This is a genomic window from Lacticaseibacillus sp. 53-4 (genome assembly GCF_016861805.1).
Taxonomy (GTDB): domain Bacteria; phylum Bacillota; class Bacilli; order Lactobacillales; family Lactobacillaceae; genus Lacticaseibacillus.
Genome location: NZ_BOLT01000007.1, coordinates 22,366 through 41,534, shown reverse-complemented (window position 1 = coordinate 41,534; position 19,169 = coordinate 22,366). Strand labels below are relative to the sequence as shown.

The following is a 19,169-nucleotide window of genomic DNA, read 5'->3' as shown; positions in this document are numbered from 1 at the left end:
TCAATATATCCGCTCAACCACCCGCAGCTTAGCGCTGTGCGCACGGTGATTGGCAATCAGTTCATCCTCGCTAGGGAGGATCGGTTTGCGATTGATTAATTTGAAATGCGGCCTGGCTTCCGGCGGAATCACCGGCAGGCCCTGCGGCAGGTCTTGCACTGTCGTCTGCTCCTTGAACATGGTCTTCACCAGCCGGTCCTCCAGGGACTGAAAGGTGATGACACTGATGCGCCCACCCGGCTTGACCAGCTGCAACGCTTGGGTGAGCGAGGCCTCCAGGGCCCCCAGCTCATCATTGACAGCGATGCGGATTGCCTGGAACACCTTCTTGGCGGGATGTCCGCCGGTGCGTCGCGCCTTGGCTGGAATGCCGGCCTTGATCAGATCGACCAGCTCAAACGTGGTGTCAATTGGCTTGCTCGCTCGCGCCTGCTCAATCTTGCGGGCGATTGACTTGGCGAAGCGCTCCTCGCCGTAACGGGTGAAAATTCGTACCAGGTCCTGATACGACCACTCGTTGACGACGACCCGCGCTGACAGGGCTTGGCTTTGATCCATGCGCATGTCCAGCGGCGCATCGAAGCGGTAGGAAAAGCCACGCTTGGAATCGTCGAACTGCGGACTGGAGACGCCCAGGTCATACAAGATCCCGTCGACTGAAGTGACCCCTTCTGCCGAAAGCGCCTCATCCAAGTCGCGGAAATTGCGGTGAAGCAGGTGCAGGTTGACCGGCACCCCTTGCGCTGAGACCGCGTCGATGGCGGCCTGATCCTGATCGAAGGCGTAAAGCTGGCCGACCGTCAGCTGGCTGAGGATTCGCCGGGTGTGGCCGCCGCGCCCTAAAGTCGCATCGACATAGGTGCCGGCCGGCTTGATGGCCAAGTTGTCGGTGGCCTCTTTTAATAACACGGTTTCATGCGTATATTCTGTCATCGCGCTCACAGTCCAAAGTCGGTCAGATTTTCGGAAATATCATCGAAGCTGTCCTCGGCGCTTTGGGTGAAGCTGTTCCACCGTTCTTCGCTCCAGACTTCTATGCGGTCGGAGACCCCGACCAAGACGCAAGCCTTATCGAGCCCAGCGTGCTGGATCAGAGGTTTGGGAATGTTGACGCGGCCCTGCTTGTCCAGCTCGCACTCAGTGGCGGCTGAGTACATGAACCGCGTAAAGGTCCGGGCGTCCTTTTTGGTCAGAGGTAAGGCCTCGATTTGGGTCTGCAGCTTCTGCCACTGACCCATCGGATAGCCGAACAGGCAGCCGTCCATGCCGCGCGTCAGCACAAAATCGCTGCCGAGATCGGTGCGGAACTTAGCCGGAATGATCAACCGGCCCTTTGCATCGATACTGTGATGAAATTCTCCCATCAGCATGGACAACGCCCCCTTTCCAACGTTAAATTCAGTCTACCACAATCACCCACTCCTCACCACCAACTCCCACAAATTCTGCTTGACAATTTGAAAAGCTACCCCACGATTCCCTGAGTATACAAAAAAATCCCCATCCACTGCGGTTTGCAGCGGGTGGGGACAGGTGGAAAAATGGTGGGGACCAGGCCCTAAAGTGAGAGCAAAATCGCCCCAAGCCACCAGAATGTGGCCGCCAACAGGAGGACTCGGCCCAAGGTCGTGAAATAACGGGCAAAGAGCAAATCATAATCGTGGGCCAGAAAATAGATAATCAAAAGAATCGCAATTGCAGTGGTGGTGAACAGCGCGACCCAAATCGTGTTGGGGGCCTTGGCGGCGGCTAAGCTGGCCACGCCCAGCAGGTCCAGCGCGACCACCAGGAATGGCAGCACGCGCGAATGAAACTGCAGCGCCCGGCTGACGCTCCATAAGGCCAGGCCCGCTAACGGTAAAATGATTCCGATCAGCATGTTCATCACTTCCTTCCCTTAAGACTATACCCGATTTTGCGTGTACGGGCACGAGAATTTGGTTGAAGCGCCTGGGCAAAACGGGTACACTACTCGAGTAGAACGCGCAACCAAATTGGTCAAAGGTGGTGATTAAGGTGAAAGAAAAACGCTCAAAATTCTGGTGGGTCACCCACATTGCCACCTGGGCGATGCTGATCGTCACCATCCTTGGGGCCCTAGTCGTTGGGTTATCCGCGATGAATGTTTTCTAACCGCACTATAAAAAGTGAGCCTGCATTTGCAGACCCACTTATTTTTTTGCTTGGATTAGTGCTGTGACAACAGCTGACCGCCGTCTTTGGATTCAAACAGCGGCTTTTTGACGGTGGTCATCAAGACAGACACCACGATCACGGTCAAGATGCCGGTGGCGACGGCCGAGCCGCCGTTGATCACCAGCGAGTACAGCCACGCCGGCGTGCCCTTAGGGGCGTATGACCCCCAGAAGACCCAGCCGGCCAGGAAATGGCAGAAGTACTTCGCCAAGACGCCAATCAACCCAGCCCCCCAGGCCAGGCCCAGGGCCTCGCGGTTCTTACCCGCCTTCAGCGCCGCTTGGAAGCGGCCGTACAGCAAGCCGCCAAGCCCCGCGACAGCAAAGGCGATTGGATACTCCAGAAAGCCCTGGATCGGGTTCAGGACGGACCCTTCGCCAAAGCCAATCAGCATGATATCCAACACACCCCAGGTCAGGCCCGCGGCCATCCCGGCGCCAAGGCCGCGCCGCAGCGCCAGCACAGTGATCGGAATCACCCCGTAAGACATTTCAATACTGGAAATGCCGGTTTTGTGCGGCACGTACTCCAGCGCCATGGCAAACGCGGCAATCACCGCAATCTCCACCAAAATCAAGACACGTGAATTCGATTTAGACATAAAAAATCCTCCTTTGGGTCAGGATCCCCCACAAAGAAGGTCGATTTCTCGACACCGCAATTCCTACGCTCGTATTAGCGAACAGGTTCGAAGGGTCTGGGCAAATGCCCACTCTCAGCCAATGGCTCCCCTTTGCGTGGTCCCACCACTATTTTGTTTAGGCACAATTTTGCTTGTGCACTATCATTATAGCAAGCGGAAATTCAATGTCAAAAAGTAAGCTTACAAGATTGGCGCAAACAGCCGCGCCAAGTCGGCCCCCACCCGACTCATCGGCGACTGTTTTTTGACCATCGTGTACGTGTACAAGGTGGTCTGCTGCATGTCGAGCTTGAACTGGCGCTCCACCATTTCGGCCAGCGTGCGATCGTAAATGAACGCCGCAATTTCAAAATTGAGCTTGAACGAGCGCAGATCCAGGTTCGGCGAGCCGGTCATCAAGTACTGTGAGTCAACGATGATGGCCTTGCTGTGCAGGAACCCCGCCTGGTAGCGGTAGACCTTCACGCCGGCTTTGACCAGCTGGTTCAGGTAGAACTCTGTGGCCTTGGCCATCATTGGCTGGTTTGTGTGCACCGGCACCATCAGCCGCACATCAATGCCGGAGTGCGCCGCCAGAATCAACGCGTCAAGCAGCGAATCGTCCGGCACGAAAAATGGGGACTGAACCCAAATCCGGTGCTTGGCCAGCGCCATCAGCCGTAGGTCGCCCAGCTTGATGGCCTCAAGCTTTTGCTCCGGGCCGCCGGCAACGATTTGCATGGTCGTGCGGCCGTTGTCCGCAGGGTCCGGGAAGTAGGCCTTTTGGAAGTGGACCTTCTTGATCTTGGCCGTGGTGTTCCAGTCCATAAAGAAGCGGGCCTGAAGCGACGCCACGGCTTGACCGGTCAGGCGCAGCTGCGTGTCGCGGGTGATTGCCAGCTTCCGACTGGTGCTGCCGATGTCAAAGCCGCCCATGTACGCGACCTGCCCATCGATCACCGTAATTTTGCGGTGGTTGCGGAAGTTGATGCGCAAGTTGGCCCGGCCCAGCCGCGTTTCCAAGAATGGCTCGACCTGCCCGCCGGCTTGCACCAGCGGCCGCCAAAAAGCGTGATTCAGGCGGTGGGAGCCGAAGGTGTCATAGATCACCCGGACCCGCACGCCCTGCTCAGCCTTTTGGGTCAGCAGCTGGACCAGCGCCTTGCCCACCCCATCCGGTTCAATGGTGTAGGCCTCAATGTGAATGTGGTGCGTCGCGGTGCGCAGGTCGGCAAACAGCGCCTTGGTAAAGTCCTGACGGTTGAAAAGCAGCCGCACCCGGTTCATGGTGGTGATCAGGGCCCCGTCTGCCTGCAGCAAGGTCCGCACCAGCTCAGGGGCGCCGGCAAACGGCGAGGCCGCCCCGCTTTCCTGACTGACCGTCACGGCTTCTTGCTGCGAGGCCACCATTTGGTCGATGCCCAGGCGCTGCTGCGTCGCCAGCGAGTTCAGCTTGTTGGTGGCCAGCTTGCGGCCGAAGAACCAGTACAAAATGAAGCCAATCACCGGCAGCAGCAATAACACTAACAACCACGCCCAAGTCGCCGCAATGTCCCGCGGCTGGCGGAACACGGTGATGATGGCCGCGGTTGCGTTGATCACGATAATAATGATGACAATGGTCGTGAGCCACATAATGGAAACTCCCTGCTAATCGACCGAAGCCACCCCGAACCACTTCTCATTCAACTTCTTCAGGGTGCCGTTTGCTTTGAGCGTCTTCAGGCCGGTATTGATTTGATCTCTCAGCTCATTATCACTCTTTCGCATGCCGACCGCAAAATCTTCCGCCGGATAGGTGCCTTGGATGACCTTGTAGGCTCCTGGATCCTTTTGGTGGGCAATGTAGTAGTTGGCGTAAACCTGGTCGATCACGATGCCCTGAATCCGCCCGGCATTCAGATCCAAAAAGGCGTTATCAAAGGTGTCGTACAGGACCGGCTCGCGGTTTTTAATGATGTCCTTCAGCTTTTTCGGCTGAGCGTCGATGTCCGAGGCGCCGCTGCTTTCGCTTTGAGCGCCGACGACCTTGCCCTTCATGTCGGCAAACGAATTGATGTTATCAGCGCGCTTGGTGACCAGCACCTGGTGATTCTTCAAGTACTCGGTTGAAAAGGCCACCTGTTTTTGGCGCTCAGGCGTCACGGTGTAGCCGTTCCAGATCAGGTCGATAGTTTGGTTGCGCAGCTCGGTTTCCTTCATGGACCAGTCAATCGTCTGAAAGCTGACCTTCACACCGTAAAGCTTGAACAGCGCCCGTGCCAGGTCGATGTCGTAGCCGGCGACGGTGCCGTTCTTTTGGCGAAAACCCATCGGGACAAAACTGTCGTCAAGGCCGACGACCACTTTTTGATCCTGTTTGATGCGCGGCCAGGAGTTCTTCTGCTCGGTGCGGGCGCAACCGGAAAGCACCAAGGCGAACCCAGCCAGCAGCGTCAACAGGATTGTTAACCACTTACGCTTCATTCGACTCACTCCCCTGCTTGGCCACTGTCAGTGTCGCGTCTGCCACCATCTTGGCGAATTCCATGTCATGGGTGACGACCACCTGTGTCATCCCCTGCTGCTTGACGCTGGCGATCAGATCAGCCACGGACTGGCGCAGGTTAGGATCCAGGGCGGAAGTCGGTTCGTCGTAAAGCAGGATCTTGGGATCAAGCGCCAGCGCCCGAGCGATCGCCACCCGCTGCTTTTGGCCGCCAGACAGGGAGTACGGGTACGCGTTGGCCTGCGCTTCCAGGTCCAGCTGGTCCATCAAGTTGCGCGCGTGCTTCTCCGCGGTTGCCGCGCTGACACCTTGCAGTGTCGGCGCCAGTGTGATGTTTTTCAGCACAGACAGGTTCGGGAATAATTCAAAGCCCTGGAACACGACGCCGATAACGCCTTGCTTGCGGAGCTCAGCAGCAGAAGTCGCTTGCCCGTTGTAGGTGAAGCTGCCACTGTCGGCCGGGGTTAGCCCCGCGATGATCCGCAGCAGCGTGGTCTTGCCGGCACCGCTGGGGCCAACGATCGCGAGTGTTTTCTGGTCTTCAATCGTGACATCCAGGTTGTCCAGGACGACCTGATCGCCGAAGCGTTTGGAAATATTTTTAAGCTCTAACATATGCTTACCCCCTGCCTACTTGTAGTAGCTGAATGACTTTTCGACGCGGCGCTGCAGCAGCGTGAGCAGCAGCGTCATCACCAGATAGATGACGGCGACCAGCACCAACGGCACCAGCGTCACGTCGCGAGAGGTTGCAACCTCGCCGGCCCGCAGCAGGTCGCCAAGCCCGATGACGTAAACTAAGCTGGAATCCTTGACCAGGTTGATGACCTCGTTGCCCATGGACGGCAGCACGATCTTCAGCACCTGAGGAATCACCACGTAGCGCAGCGTCTGCCAGCGCGTCATGTTCAGCACCGTCGCGGCCTCGAACTGGCCTTCCTCAACCGCGCCGAAACCGCCGCGGTAAATCTCGGCGAAGTAGGCCGCATAGTTGAGGATGAAGGTGAAAATGACAGCTGAGAAGCGGTCAAACACGATGCCGATCAGCGGCAGGCCGTAGAAGACGAAAATCAACTGAAGCAGCAGCGGCGTGCCACGGAACACCCAGATGTAGGCTGAAAGAATTGCCTTGCCAGCCTTGGCCAGGATGTTTTTGCCGCGCTGAATCAGCCCAACTGACACCAGCATGCCCAACGGAATGGCCCCGATCAACGTCAGGAAGAAGACCCCCAACGTCATTTTCACCCCAGCCAGCAGCGCCGGCAAAATCGAATTAATGTAACTCATGATTATTCCTCCCTTGCGTTTTCAAACGTTGAATAAAAAAACACCGCACAGAATTGTTCTCAAGCAATTGCTTGAGGACGCTTCCGCGCGGTGCCACCTCATTTCGACCAGCCGTCACCGACTGGTCCTCACGTGGTTGAAAAACATGGAACTGGCGGTAAAACAAAACGCCCCCACTCAGACTAATGTCTGAATGAGGGCGACTTGAATGCCGCGGTACCACCTCATGCTCACCAACGCGTCACCGCGAAGGTCTCATGTCGTTTTTCAACCACGGCGATAACGAGCCCAACCGGCCTGACCTACTGAGTTCAATCAGGCACTCGTGGATGTGAGGCAAGAATGATCACGTCCGGCTCTCACCGTTCCGGACTCGCTTGGCTGATCAGCTTCTCACCATTTCCACTCAACGTTTTAATTGATTAAGGCTATAATACCTGCTTCAAAATGAATGTCAACCCTGATGATGAAAAAGTCTGTGCCAAAAGCCAACTTTTTTCTGCTCGATGTTCATCAGCGGCACGGACTCGCCCAAAAGCCGCCGCGCAATATTGCGGTAGCCTTGGCTGGCTAAGTCGTCGGGGTCCATTACGACGGTTTCGCCTTTGTTGGAGCTGGCGATCACCCCATCATCATCGACCACGATGCCAAGCAAGTCGATGCCCAGGTGCTGCGTGATCTCGTCGATATCCATCGACCGGCCATCGGCCATCATGTGCTGGCGGATGCGGTTGATGATCAGGCGCGGCGGGTACACCATGTCACGCTGCTCAAGCAGCCCGACGATGCGGTCCGCATCTGACACCGCGGAAATCTCTGGGGTCGTGACGACGATTGCGCCGTCCGCGCCTTCGACGGCATTGCGGAAGCCTTGCTCAATGCCCGCTGGCGAGTCCAAAATCAGATAATCGAATTCCGGTCGCAGCTCGTCGACAATCGCCTTGACCTGATCGGGCTCGAGCGAATCTTTTTCCGCGTTTTGCGCCGCCGGCAAGACGTACAGCTTGTCGTCAAAGCGTTTGTCCTTGATCAGCGCCTGATGCACCTTGGCGCGGCCGCTGGCCACGTCAACAATGTCGTAAATGATCCGGTTGGACAGGCCCAGGACCACATCCAAATTGCGCAGCCCGATATCCAGATCCATCAGACACACTTTTTTGCCTTGCAGCGCAAGCGCCGTGCCGATATTGGCCGTCGTCGTGGTTTTGCCGACGCCGCCCTTGCCTGAGGTGACCACCAAAGAAGTACCCATTACATTTCCTCCAGTTTCCGGAACAGTTTCGGCCGCAGCTTGGCCAGTGCTGGCACCTTACCATGCACCAGTGCGTGCAGGTCGTCAATGTATGACGTCGTCTGCGCGGTGTAGGAATTTTTATCGATGATCTCCAAGGTGTCAGCGATGCGAATCTGCGCGGCGCGGCTGATGTCGCCAACGATAACGGCCTCTTGGTCCCCCAACGTCCCGGCAATCAGCAGGCCTTCAACCTGGCCCATCACAAAGATGCTGCCGGTGGTTTTCAGCGTGGCGCCGCGGTGCAGGTCGCCCAAAAACAGCACATCGCCGCTGTAGTCCGCCTCCTGACCGGAGCGCAGAACGCCGCCGACCAAATGGGTTGCCTTCGCCGCGAATTCAGCCCGGAGTGGCTCGACTGCCGCCACCGCCGCATGGATGGTCTTGATGGCGAACTGCGGATAAGTGTCAAACACCGTCTGCACTGCCTTGGCCTGGTCCTCATTAAGCAGGCGATCACCGGTTTCCAGAACAAAATCGACATGTTCCTGGTCCTTCGTGTCCCCCGCCACGCGCGCAAGCAGCGTGGTCAAAGCCGCTGTGATCTCATCCAGTGAAGCCTCTGATGCCAGCTGCAGCTCGAACCCGCTTTGGCGGCCCTTCAGCGTTACTGCCTCCATGCGTACACCCCCAATATTAATCTATCCTTAAGTTTATCAATATCTGGCGTAAAGGCAAATACGCCAGCGCAAATATCACCAGATTCACGATGAGACTCGACCCGAGGTGGTTGGCGATCAGCGTCGTGGCGGTGACTTGTGCGAACCCCAAAAAGCGGTTGACCGCGTAATTGGCCAGGGTGAATAGCGTCAGCACGATCACGACCAGCGCCCCAATGTAAAACGGCGACTTGGGCACCACTGGCCCGAGCTGCCGCACCACGTAAACCAGCAGCGGCCACAGCAGCGCGTTGACCCCCAGCATGCCCGTGTAGTAGCTGTCAAAAATCAGGCCAAACACCGCCGCGATGGCCACAATGTATTCTTCTTCAGGCAGCAGCAGGGTCGCCATGATCAGCGCGATCAAAGTCAGCTGCGGGACCCCGGTGAACGTCGGCGACATCACAAACTGTGCAAAGACCTGCGCGATGACCCCGTCCAACAGCAAGGTCACCAGCAGAAGCAGCAGCACCCAGCCGTGCTTGGTAAACTTTTTGTCTTTCAGCATGTTACTCACCCTTGATGGTGCGGTCGATCACCGTCACCACGGACAGGTCGTTGAAATTAGCGGCCGGTTTGACGTACACCGTGTTGGCCAGGCCAAAATCATCCTTGGCGACCGACGCCACCGTCCCGATGAGCAGCCCTTTTGGCGTGCTGCCACCGAGTCCAGAGGTAACGACCTTCTGCCCTTTTTTGATGCTGTCTTCGGTATCGACTTGACCAAGCACCAGCTGGTTCTTGGCGGCGTTATAACTCGAGATCACGCCGTTGACAATACTGCCATCGCCGGTGGTGATCTGCGCCGCAAACCGGTCGGCGGACTTGTTGTCCGTGGTCATCATTTCCACCTTGGCATTGGTCTTCTCCACTTCGACCACGCGCCCAACCAACCCAGAGCCGGCCATCACTGGCATGCCCTTAGCCACGCCAGCGCCTTGGCCCTTGTTGATCACGACAATGTTGCGCCAGTCGCTGGGGCTGCGCATCATGACCGTCGCCGGCACCTGGTCGTAATCCGTCAAGGTGGCGTTCAGCTTCAGCTGCTTTTTCAGTGCCCGATTCTCACTTTGCAAAGTCTGGTTGGTGACCTTGGTCTGCGCCAGGTCCGCCACTTGCGCCTTGAGAAGGCGATTTTCCTGGTACGTGTTCAGTAGGTCATTGACGTCATCCAGCCCGCCTTTGATAAAGTTGCCAGGCGCGGCAACGATGCGCCCACCGATGCCGACAATATCGTTGCCGATCTGCTGTACCAAGGGCGGCGTGTTCTTATTATTCCGCACGGACATGGACGTGAACATCAGCCCCACGCTGACCAACAAGGCGACCATCAAGACGATCAGTTTTTTGTTAGAAAAGAACTTTTGCATGAGTCGCTCCTTTTGGTCTTCTCAATGAAAAAGCCGGCCCAATAAAACTCGCGGACCGGCCACTGGTGATTGCAGCTGCCTGCATGGATCAGTGTTTCTTCAGGACATCGATGTTCTTAAGGGATTCCCCGGTACCGATAGCGACGCATTCCAGTGGATCTTGCGCCACAAACACAGGCACCTTGGTGGCGTCGGAGATGACGGCATCCAACGACTTCAGCTGCGCGCCGCCGCCAGTCAGCACAATGCCGTGATCGATGACGTCTGCCGCGATTTCCGGTGAGGTCTCTTCCAGCGTGTCCTTAATGGCCTCAATGATCGCCTGGACAGTTTCCTGAATCGCTTTGGCGATGTCTTCGGCCGTGATATCCTGCGTCTTCGGCAGACCGGTCAACAGGTCACGCCCGCGTACGGTCATGCCGTCCAGCTTCTTGGCTTCCTCGATGGAAGCGCAGCCCAACTCGATCTTGATCTCTTCCGCCGTGCGCTCGCCAATCAGCAAGTTGAAGTTCTGGCGGATGTACGCTACCACTGCCTCGTCGACCTTGTCGCCGGCCATCCGGATGGAGCGGCTCGACACAATGCCGCCGAGCGAAATGGTGGCCACGTCGGTCGTGCCGCCGCCGATATCAACGACCATAGAGCCGGTCGGATCCATGACGGGCAAGCCCGCACCAATGGCCGCCGCGTATGGCTCCTCGATGACAAACGCCTCTTTGGCGCCTGCCACCTTGGCCGCGTCGATCACCGCGCGTTTTTCCACTTCGGTGACGCCGCTGGGCACGCAGATCATGACCTGCGGGTGGTTGTTCTTGCCGCCAAGCGCCTTGTTCATGAAGTACTTCAGCATCGCTGCCGTGGTGTCGTAGTCGGCGATCACACCGTCTTTCATTGGCCGAATCGCGTCGATGTCAGCCGGGGTGCGGCCGATCATTGCGCGGGCTTCCTCGCCCACCGCAATGATTTCCCCTGTTTGTGTGTTTTTCGCCACGACTGACGGTTCGTTCGTGACGATGCCCTTCCCGTCAACGTAAACGAGCGTGTTTGCGGTACCGAGGTCGATCCCGATGTTTTTTGAGCCTAATCCAAGCAAGACGTTCTCTCCTTACAAGTCCGATTTTCTAATCTCTTGCATTATAGCATAAAGACCTCGTCGTCCGGTCTTGCGCTCACGATTCACACGCTTCCATCGCCATAATTTAATAAATCTTAGAGGTGGTGTTCCTGGCTGAACGAGTAAAACTGATCGCCGCCCACCACAATGTGGTCCAGCAAGGCCACCCCAATCAGGGCCCCGGCAGCAGCAAACCGCTCGGTCAGCTCAACGTCCATCTCGGAGGGCAGATGATCGCCGCTGGGGTGATTGTGCACCAGAATCAACCGCGACGCATTCAGTGCCAGCGCCATGCGAAACACCACACGCGGATCAGCAATCGACTTGTCGACCCCGCCGTGGGCCAGTTCCACCTCGCGAATGATGGCGTTGCGCACGTCCAGCATCAGCGCCAGCAGGTGCTCCTCAGTGGCCCCAGCCAGGCGCTGCACCATCGCCGCACCGATTTGCGGGGCGTCCAGTACTTCGCCGTACCTCAGCGTTTGCCGCTGCTGCACGCGCCGTGACAACTCGAGGCCGGCCACCAGCCGGGCGGCCTTAGTCGGACCAATGCCCGGTACGGCCAGCAGGTCACCAGCGGTGGCGAGACTCAGCCCGGTCAAGGCCGGGTACTGGCGCAGCACTTCCTCTGCCACCATGACGACGTCGTACTGCCCGCTGCCGCTGCCAATCAACACTTCCAGCAGTTCCTTATCCGATAGCGCAAGCGGTCCGTGCGCTTGAATCAATTCCCTTGGCTGCATCTTGACTCCCCCTTTTTGAGGAGAGATTACGCCATCTAAACCTTTAGCGCTGACTGCCGAGCAACGTTTGGCGTACAGCAGAGGCCAGGTAAAGCGAGCCCGTCAGCACCACCGGCTCATCTGGAAACTCGTCCAGGTGGGCGGCCAGCGCCTCCTGCCAGCTGGCAAAAGTGCGCAGCTTGCCGGCGTCCGGGTAGTCTGCCAAGGCCTCGGCCCGCGGATTATCCGGCACGGGGACCAGCCAGAGCCGCGCCGTGCTGGCTTCCAGCTCAGCGATGATGGTGGCCACGTCCTTATCCGCCAGCACGCCGACGATAAGCGTCACCCGCTCATCGTTAAACACCTGCTTGACCGCGCTCAGCATGGCCGCGATGCCTTGCGGGTTGTGCCCACCGTCGATCACAATCAGCGGGTCGTCGCTGAGCTTTTCCATGCGCGCCGGCCAGGTGTTTTTGGCCAGCCCGCGGCGAATCTCCTGGGGCTGAAGCGGCCAGTTCATCGCCTTAGCGGCCACGCGACTGGCCGCGATCGCCAGCGCCGCATTTTGCACCTGGTAGTCCCCCACTAGCGGCACGAACACCTGACTGAGATGAAACGTACCGGCCTGATAGTCAAAGCGCTGCCCCCAGCCATCAAGCGCGGCGCGGCTGGTGCCAAAGTTCTGACCGGCCACCAGCCACTGGCTGCCGGTTTCGGCGACGCGCTTTTTCACTGCTGCCATCGCATCTGCCGGCAGCGCCGCCGTCACCACCGGCCGCTGCGGCTTGATGATGCCAGCTTTGTGCGTGGCGACGCTTTTGATGGTGTGGCCCAAAAGCTTGGCGTGATCCAGCCCCACGCTGGTGATCACTGAGACCTCCGGCGTGATGACATTGGTCGAATCCGTATCACCGCCGATGCCAACCTCGATCACCGCTAGGTCCACCTGCTGCTGGTGAAAATACCAAAACGAGAGCGCCGTGATGTACTCAAATTCGGTCACCCCAAAGTCGGGATCAGTTTCACGCAGTTTGGCCATCGCGGCGTCTGTGGTCGCGGCAGCCGCCACTAGATCGGCATCGGGGATCGGCTGGTGATCGATCATAATGCGCTCATTAAAGCGCATGATGAACGGCGAGGTGTACAGCCCGACTTTCAGCCCACTGGCTTCCATGATGTGCGCGATGCCCGATGCGGTCGAGCCCTTGCCATTCGTGCCGGTCACGTGAACGTAGCGGTCGTGCTGCGGGTCGCCCAGCGCGTGAAGCAGTGCCAAGATGCGCTCGTGGCCGCCGGTTTTGGCCAGCCGCGGCAGCGCATGGATCGCTGCAACGGTCTCATCGTAAGTTTTCATGTCTAAGCCCCCAATAATGCCCTTAATCAATCTTACTACAAAACGCGCCCAAGCCAAACGGCCTGAACGCGTTGATTGATCGTTTAAATCACGATGACCGGGGTGCCGACCGCCACAGCGGCAAACAACTTCGGCATGAAGGCCGGCGGCTGGTTGACGCAGCCGTGCGAGCCGTGCTGCTGATACCACGTACCGCCAAAAGTTGGCTGCCACGAGGCATCGTGTAACCCGACGCCAGTATTATCGATCGGCATCCAATAGTTCACCGGTGTGCGATAATCCTCGCCTACCAGGGTAGCGTTGCGCTGCTTCGACCACACCGCGAACACCCCGCTCGGCGTTGGTGTGGCCGGCTTGCCAGTGACAACGGCGGAATCCAGCACCACTTTGCCATTTTGGTAAAGCCATTCGTGCTGATTTTCCCTGTCGACCTCTAGATACGTGGAGCCAATATCCGTGCCATCAGCGTGGTAACCGGTACCTTGGTGCAGAACCGGCTGGGTGAAGTCCTTGCCAGCTTTGATCAGGGTAATCAGGGCATCGGTTTCCTTGCTCTGCATAATGCTCCAACCATAAGTGCCAGCCGGCACCGTGACGATTCCTTGCTTGGTCGAATGAAACTGGCGGGACTTGTTGTACGTGTTGTACTTGTCGGCGAGTTCAGACACAAACTTGGCCACACCACCGCGGTCGACCTGGACGCTGCCGTCAGAGTAACTCAGCCACGATTTGAGCCGGTCGCTTGAAATCTGCTCCTGATGGTTTGTGACCGTCACGACAGCCTTGATGTCACCCATTGCTTGCAGCTTGCTAACAGCATCTTTCAGGGCTTGATCATTGGCCTTGGCCTTAGGCTGGGCGAACGTTTGCTTCAAAGCGACCGTGCGGCGGTTAGCTTGAATCGCCCCGGCAAGCGCCTCGGCCAGCTTGGCGGCATCGATTTGGTTACCTGGTTTTTCCTTCTTAATGTTGTAGCTGTCATTCGTCAAAACGACCTTGGCATCGACCGGCGCGGTCCGCGACGCGTTCAGCTTGGCTGCCTCGGCGTTCGCGTACTGCTTGATCTCCGCGCTGTCGGCGCTAGAGGCCAAAGCCGTTTTATCGCTTTGCGCCAGCACCACCGCGGAAAAACCCCACGGATTCTGCTTGGATAATAGCTTATTCAGCATGGTCGTGTAATCACGCTTGAGGCCCAATGTTTGCCCGGACACTGTGGCCACAGTCTTGCCGCCGTCCTTCAGCTGGTAATTCACGTCGGCCAGCTGCGCCTTCATTTTCGCATCCGCCTGTTTGACGGTTTTACCGCTCAGGTCGACACCCAAGGCCTCAGTCTTCGGTAAAAACCGGTCTTGGTAATGGTTACTGCGGACCCCGTAACCGATCCCAGCAACGGCCAAAATGGCGACTGCGGCGGTAATCAACCAACTTTTTCTTTTCATAACTGCTCCTTACCATAGTCAAATCGCTTGTGTGCAAAGTATATCACACTGACTAATAGTTAGCCCATCAGCCTTCAAATCAATTATACCGCCCCCAGCACCCCTGACAACCGCTGGGGTCCGGGCAAGCGTTGCCAATGCTTAATTCTTAGTAAAAACTATTTTTATACCACGGTAGCCAAAAAAAGAAGCTGCACGCGGCAGCTTCTTCCTAAGCGTGACCATTATTTGGCCGCTTGCAGTTCCTTGATGCGGGCGTTGGTCGCGTCCAGTTTCGTCGTAAAGTCGGTTCGTTTGGCCTTCTGTTCCGTGATCACTGCTTCCGGCGCCTTGGCCAAGAAACCTTGATTGCTCAGCTTCTTGTCGGCCCGCGTTATCTCCTGCTCGAGCTTCTTGGCGTCTTTTCGCAGCTTAGCGATTTCCTCATCCAAGTCGATCAGTTCCTTGAGCGGGACATAGATCGTCGCGCCGGTCGTGACGGCGCTGCCGGCCAAGGCTGGGGCCTCGACGTCGGTACCCACAGTCATTGCCTTCAGGTGAACGAACCGGTCGATGAAGTCGCGGTTATCATTGAAGACCGCCTCCAGACTTGGGTCCTGCAGCTTGATGATCAAGTCGATCGGACTGGCCAGCGGCGCGTTGACCTCGGCGCGAATGTTGCGGACACCGCGAATCAGCTCAATGATGGCCTGCATCTGCGCGACAGCAGCCGGATTTTCAAATTCTTGGTGCGTGGTCGGGTATGCCGCCGTCACCAGGGACTCGCCGTCGTGGGGCATCGTCAGCCAGATTTTTTCTGTCACAAACGGCATGATCGGCTGCAGCAGGCGCAGGGTCTGATCCAGCACATAGCGCAGGTTGACCCGCTTTTGCGCCTTGATCGTCTCATCGTCGCCGTAAAGGACTTCCTTGGACATTTCGATGTACCAGTCGGCCAGTTCATTCCAGATGAAGTTGTACAGCGCGCGGTCGGCTTCGCCAAACTCAAAGTGGTCGAACAGGCGCGTCACCTCAGCGACTGTGTCGTTCAGGCGGGCAAAAATCCACTTGTCCGACAGGTCGAAAGTGCTTGGATCCGGCTCGTCGTCTGCTTTCGTGTCGCCCAGGTTCATCAGCACAAAGCGACTCATGTTCCAAATCTTGTTGATGAAGTTCCAGGCTGCGTCCATCTGGGTGTAGGAGAAACGGGCGTCCTGGCCAGGCTTGTTGCCCTGCGTCAGGAACCAGCGCAACGCGTCGGCGCCGTACTTTTCAATGACGTCCATCGGATCGATGCCGTTACCCAGGGACTTGCTCATCTTGCGGCCCTGCTCGTCGCGCATCAGGCCGTGAATCAAGGTGTGCTCAAACGGGCGCTGACCGGTGAACTCAAGGCCTTGGAAAATCATGCGAGCAACCCAAAACGGAATGATGTCGTAGCCGGTAACCAGCGTGTTGGTCGGGTAGTAGCGCTTGAAGTCAGGCGCGTCCTTGTCCGGCCAGCCCAGCGTGGAAAATGGCCACAAGGCGCTGGAAAACCAGGTATCCAGAACATCGGGATCCTGTTCCCAGTTTTCCGGGTCCTTCGGGTCTTCTTCGCCGACGTAAGTCTCGCCGGTCTTCTTGTTGTACCAGGCCGGGATGCGGTGACCCCACCAGAGCTGGCGGGAGATGACCCAGTCGTGAATGTTTGCCATCCAGTTCAGGAAGGTGTGTTCGAAGCGGTCTGGCACGAAGTCGACCTTGCCGGCGCCTTGCTGGTTTTTGATGGCGGCTTCAGCGAGCGGCTTCATCTTGACGAACCACTGGGTGGACAGGCGGGCTTCAACCTGCACGCCGGTGCGTTCGGAGTGGCCGACACTGTGGACAATCGGCACGATTTTAATGATGTCACCGGAGTCCTGCAAATCCTTGACGAGCGTCTTGCGGCACTCGAAGCGGTCCATGCCCTGGTACTTGCCGGCGTTTTCGTTCATGGTGCCGTCGTCATTCATGCAGTTGATACGCGGCAGGTCATGGCGCAGGCCGACCTGGAAGTCGTTGGGGTCGTGGGCCGGCGTGATTTTAACGGCCCCGGTCCCAAAGTCCATGTCCGCGTGCTCATCGGCGATGATTGGAATCTTTCGGCCGACGCCCGGCACGATGACTTCTTTGCCAATCATGTCTTTGTAGCGCGGATCCTTGCTGTTGACGGCCACGGCGGTATCGCCAAACATGGTTTCCGGCCGGGTGGTGGCAATTTCAATGCCGCCCTTCGTCCCATCGGCGAAGGGATAAATCAGGTGGTAAAAAGCACCCTTGTCGTCTTGGTGAATGACCTCGATGTCGGACAACGCCGTGCGCGCCTGCGGATCCCAGTTAACAATGTACTCGCCGCGGTAGATCAGGCCCTTGTTGTAAAGGTCGACGAACACCTTGCGAACCGCCTTGGACAACCCGTCATCAAGGGTGAACCGCTCGCGAGAATAGTCCAATGACAGGCCCATTTTGGCCCACTGCTTGTGAATAATTGCCGCGTACTCGTCCTTCCAGTCCCAAACCTGCTGGATGAACTTATCACGGCCCAGGTCGTAGCGCGAAATCCCCTGCTCGCGCAGCTTGGCTTCGACTTTGGCTTGCGTCGCGATGCCGGCGTGATCCATCCCCGGCAGGTACAAGGTGTCATAGCCCTGCATCCGCTTTTGGCGAATGATCATGTCCTGCAGCGTCGTGTCCCAGGCGTGGCCCATGTGCAGCTTGCCGGTGACGTTCGGCGGCGGGATAACGATCGTGTACGGCTTGGCCTTCTTGTCGCCGTTTGGTTTGAATACGCCCTGGTCCAGCCACTTCTGATAGCGGCCGGCTTCGACTGCTTTGGGGTCGAATTTTGGTGCTAATTCTTCACTCATAAGGATCCTCCTGTTGTTTTCGATGCCGAGATCGGGTAGTTGCGCTCAGGCGGGCAACGGGTGAGCATCCAGCTACGCCTAACGCACCGCCGCCAAAAAACGGCGGCAACGCGTTAGGCTATGCTGGCTGTCACCCTAAAAGCGCCCGCCTTCGCAGCTTGCACAAAAAAACTCGCCCTATCGATTAGGACGAGTTAGCTCGCGGTACCACCTAAATTAAGGCTCAACGCCTTCACTTGAACCTGATAACGGGTGGTCCCGGTCGGCCCTACTGACTTCAGGTCGACGGCTCGCAAGCTACTTATCACGGAACACTTCAAGGCTCACACCACCCGCCTTGTCGCTGAAAAAGCGTCCCGCAACCCTCTTGGTCATCGCGTTGACGCTATTATAAGCCGAGCGGCCGCGACCCGTCAACGGGCTTTCGCCTTTTGGTGCGCGGTGTACAGCAGGCTTTGCAGCTCCGAGGTCAAATCGATGTAGCGGATGGTAGTCTGCGGCGCGCAGGCCACCGGCTGCGGTGCGAACGTCATGATGGCGTTGATGCCGAACGCCTCCAGCGTGCCGATCACCCCGGTTTGCGACGCACTCGGCACCGCGAGGATTGCCGTGTGAATGTTCGGGTTCATGTGTGCCGCCAGAGTCGCAAACGGGTACACCGGAATGCCGCCAATGCGAGTGTTGACCTTCGTCGGGTCGGCGTCGAACGCCATGACGATGTTCAGGTCCGGATTACGGCGAAAATTATTCATCAGCAGCGCGCGCCCCAAGCCGCCGACGCCGACCAGAATAATTGACTCGGAAGAATCCACGTCGAGCAGCTGGCCGAACTCCTCCACCAACGTCGCAATGCTGTAGCCGTAGCCGCTTTTGCCGAGCTCTCCGAAGCTGGAAAAATCGCGGCGGATGGTCGCAGATGGTATGTGAATAATTTCGCTTAGACGGTCCGAACGAATGCGGGCGACGCCTTCCTGCTGTAGCTGGACAACTGCGCGATAGTACAGGGGAATGCGTTTAATCGTAGCTTTTGAGACATGTGCTTTTGTGTTTTGCATGGGTCTTGCCTCCGCCCTTGAATTCTGTGTAAGCGTTCACAATGTCAGTTTAGCATAACCTTTGTGAACGAACAAACAAAATCCGGTGGAAGTGCGCGACCGCCAGACGTACTGGGTTCCGGGAGGATTGGGCCGGCGACGCACAGCAATCGTGGTGGGCACCACTTCAAGCCCTGTATCCCAGAAGCGCAACTCTTTTATCGGCATAATAAAAGCTGCCCTCACCAGGCAGCTTGCAGTACTCACTGATCTAATTTCATCTGCACAAACGTGACCGGAGTCCCATACGCATCAGCCTCGCGCGTGCCGGTTTGTTTGAAGCCCAAGGCCTCATACAGGTGGCGGGCACGGGCGTTAAAGTCCGCGACCTCGAGGGTAATGGGGCCGGCGTAGTGGTAGCGCTGGCGGCCAAAGTCGATGCCGGCCTGAACGAAGGCGCGGCCACGGCCGGCGCCCGTGTAGGCCGGCGCCAGCCCCAAGCCAATTTCCATCACGCCATTGGGGAAAGAAAACTCGTACATCCCGATCAGCTCGTCGTTTTCCAGCACCGAATAGTAGTCATCCCCGTCATCAGCAAAAATGTTGTCCATTTCTACCGCGTGAACCGCGGCGGGAATGTTATAGAACTCATACGGCGCTGGATAGACCCAATCCAAGTACGCCTTGGCCTCGGGCCGATTCATGTAGCGGATCTCAGTCATCGCG

20 protein-coding genes, 1 riboswitch and 1 other annotated feature are annotated in these 19,169 nt (G+C 57.6%); of the genes, 1 reads left to right on the top strand and 19 read right to left on the bottom strand.

Annotated features, from left to right (window positions below; translation table 11 throughout):
* The 3 genes from rsmH to JUF21_RS04350 form a co-directional block, all read right to left on the bottom strand.
* On the bottom strand, positions 1–933 hold the full coding sequence (gene rsmH / locus JUF21_RS04360; RefSeq protein ID WP_203623580.1) for a 16S rRNA (cytosine(1402)-N(4))-methyltransferase RsmH: 933 nt from the start codon (positions 931–933) through the stop codon (positions 1–3).
* 5 nt (positions 934–938) lie between these two features.
* On the bottom strand, positions 939–1,370 hold the full coding sequence (gene mraZ / locus JUF21_RS04355; protein ID WP_203623579.1) for a division/cell wall cluster transcriptional repressor MraZ: 432 nt from the start codon (positions 1,368–1,370) through the stop codon (positions 939–941).
* Between the two features lie 188 nt (positions 1,371–1,558).
* Positions 1,559–1,879, bottom strand: coding sequence for a DUF3397 domain-containing protein (locus JUF21_RS04350; protein ID WP_203623578.1), 321 nt, complete (start codon positions 1,877–1,879; stop codon positions 1,559–1,561).
* 137 nt (positions 1,880–2,016) lie between these two features.
* Here JUF21_RS04350 and JUF21_RS04345 point away from each other — a divergent pair, with 137 nt between their 5' ends.
* On the top strand, positions 2,017–2,133 hold the full coding sequence (locus JUF21_RS04345) for a DUF4044 domain-containing protein (RefSeq protein ID WP_125755536.1): 117 nt from the start codon (positions 2,017–2,019) through the stop codon (positions 2,131–2,133).
* A gap of 55 nt (positions 2,134–2,188) precedes the next feature.
* Here JUF21_RS04345 and thiT read toward each other — a convergent pair whose 3' ends face one another.
* From thiT to JUF21_RS04265, 16 genes are all read right to left on the bottom strand, one after another.
* On the bottom strand, positions 2,189–2,797 hold the full coding sequence (thiT, locus tag JUF21_RS04340; RefSeq protein ID WP_203623577.1) for an energy-coupled thiamine transporter ThiT: 609 nt from the start codon (positions 2,795–2,797) through the stop codon (positions 2,189–2,191).
* A gap of 43 nt (positions 2,798–2,840) precedes the next feature.
* Positions 2,841–2,939: riboswitch (TPP riboswitch) on the bottom strand.
* Between the two features lie 80 nt (positions 2,940–3,019).
* The gene (gene cls / locus JUF21_RS04335) at positions 3,020–4,453 is read right to left on the bottom strand and encodes a cardiolipin synthase (RefSeq protein ID WP_203623576.1); all 1,434 of its coding nucleotides are present in this window, start codon (positions 4,451–4,453) and stop codon (positions 3,020–3,022) included.
* A gap of 15 nt (positions 4,454–4,468) precedes the next feature.
* Positions 4,469–5,284 (bottom strand): amino acid ABC transporter substrate-binding protein, encoded by an 816-nt coding sequence (locus tag JUF21_RS04330; protein ID WP_203663216.1) that lies wholly within the window; start codon positions 5,282–5,284, stop codon positions 4,469–4,471.
* Complete coding sequence (locus tag JUF21_RS04325; RefSeq protein WP_203623574.1) at positions 5,274–5,921, bottom strand: amino acid ABC transporter ATP-binding protein; 648 nt, start codon at positions 5,919–5,921, stop codon at positions 5,274–5,276. Before JUF21_RS04325 ends, JUF21_RS04330 begins: the two co-directional genes overlap by 11 nt.
* Before the next feature lie 15 nt (positions 5,922–5,936).
* Positions 5,937–6,593: an amino acid ABC transporter permease gene (locus tag JUF21_RS04320; RefSeq protein WP_203623573.1), complete on the bottom strand. Its 657-nt coding sequence runs from the start codon at positions 6,591–6,593 to the stop codon at positions 5,937–5,939.
* Between the two features lie 454 nt (positions 6,594–7,047).
* Positions 7,048–7,845 (bottom strand): septum site-determining protein MinD, encoded by a 798-nt coding sequence (gene minD / locus JUF21_RS04315; RefSeq protein ID WP_125755548.1) that lies wholly within the window; start codon positions 7,843–7,845, stop codon positions 7,048–7,050.
* Positions 7,845–8,504 (bottom strand): septum site-determining protein MinC, encoded by a 660-nt coding sequence (locus JUF21_RS04310; protein ID WP_125755550.1) that lies wholly within the window; start codon positions 8,502–8,504, stop codon positions 7,845–7,847. Before JUF21_RS04310 ends, minD begins: the two co-directional genes overlap by 1 nt.
* 16 nt (positions 8,505–8,520) lie before the next feature.
* Positions 8,521–9,051, bottom strand: a complete 531-nt coding sequence (mreD, locus tag JUF21_RS04305) for a rod shape-determining protein MreD (RefSeq protein ID WP_203663214.1) — start codon at positions 9,049–9,051, stop codon at positions 8,521–8,523.
* Position 9,052: 1 nt separating this feature from the next.
* Positions 9,053–9,913, bottom strand: a complete 861-nt coding sequence (gene mreC / locus JUF21_RS04300) for a rod shape-determining protein MreC (protein WP_125755554.1) — start codon at positions 9,911–9,913, stop codon at positions 9,053–9,055.
* Between the two features lie 88 nt (positions 9,914–10,001).
* Entirely contained in the window at positions 10,002–11,006 is a 1,005-nt protein-coding gene (locus tag JUF21_RS04295) for a rod shape-determining protein (protein ID WP_125755556.1), read from the bottom strand.
* A gap of 116 nt (positions 11,007–11,122) precedes the next feature.
* Positions 11,123–11,770 (bottom strand): DNA repair protein RadC, encoded by a 648-nt coding sequence (gene radC / locus JUF21_RS04290; RefSeq protein ID WP_203623570.1) that lies wholly within the window; start codon positions 11,768–11,770, stop codon positions 11,123–11,125.
* A 43-nt stretch (positions 11,771–11,813) separates the two neighbouring features.
* Positions 11,814–13,103 carry a folylpolyglutamate synthase/dihydrofolate synthase family protein gene (locus JUF21_RS04285; RefSeq protein WP_203663212.1) on the bottom strand — a complete coding sequence of 430 codons (1,290 nt, stop codon included), beginning with the start codon at positions 13,101–13,103 and terminating at the stop codon, positions 11,814–11,816.
* Between the two features lie 83 nt (positions 13,104–13,186).
* A complete protein-coding gene (locus JUF21_RS04280; protein WP_203663204.1) occupies positions 13,187–14,542 on the bottom strand; it encodes a L,D-transpeptidase family protein in 1,356 nt (451 codons plus the stop codon).
* A 224-nt stretch (positions 14,543–14,766) separates the two neighbouring features.
* The gene (locus JUF21_RS04275; RefSeq protein WP_203623567.1) at positions 14,767–17,409 is read right to left on the bottom strand and encodes a valine--tRNA ligase; all 2,643 of its coding nucleotides are present in this window, start codon (positions 17,407–17,409) and stop codon (positions 14,767–14,769) included.
* A gap of 182 nt (positions 17,410–17,591) precedes the next feature.
* Positions 17,592–17,793 (bottom strand) — a binding site (T-box leader).
* A 29-nt stretch (positions 17,794–17,822) separates the two neighbouring features.
* The gene (locus JUF21_RS04270) at positions 17,823–18,464 is read right to left on the bottom strand and encodes a redox-sensing transcriptional repressor Rex (RefSeq protein ID WP_125755566.1); all 642 of its coding nucleotides are present in this window, start codon (positions 18,462–18,464) and stop codon (positions 17,823–17,825) included.
* Positions 18,465–18,706: 242 nt separating this feature from the next.
* A complete protein-coding gene (locus tag JUF21_RS04265) occupies positions 18,707–19,165 on the bottom strand; it encodes a GNAT family N-acetyltransferase (protein ID WP_125755568.1) in 459 nt (152 codons plus the stop codon).
* Positions 19,166–19,169: the final 4 nt, after the last annotated feature.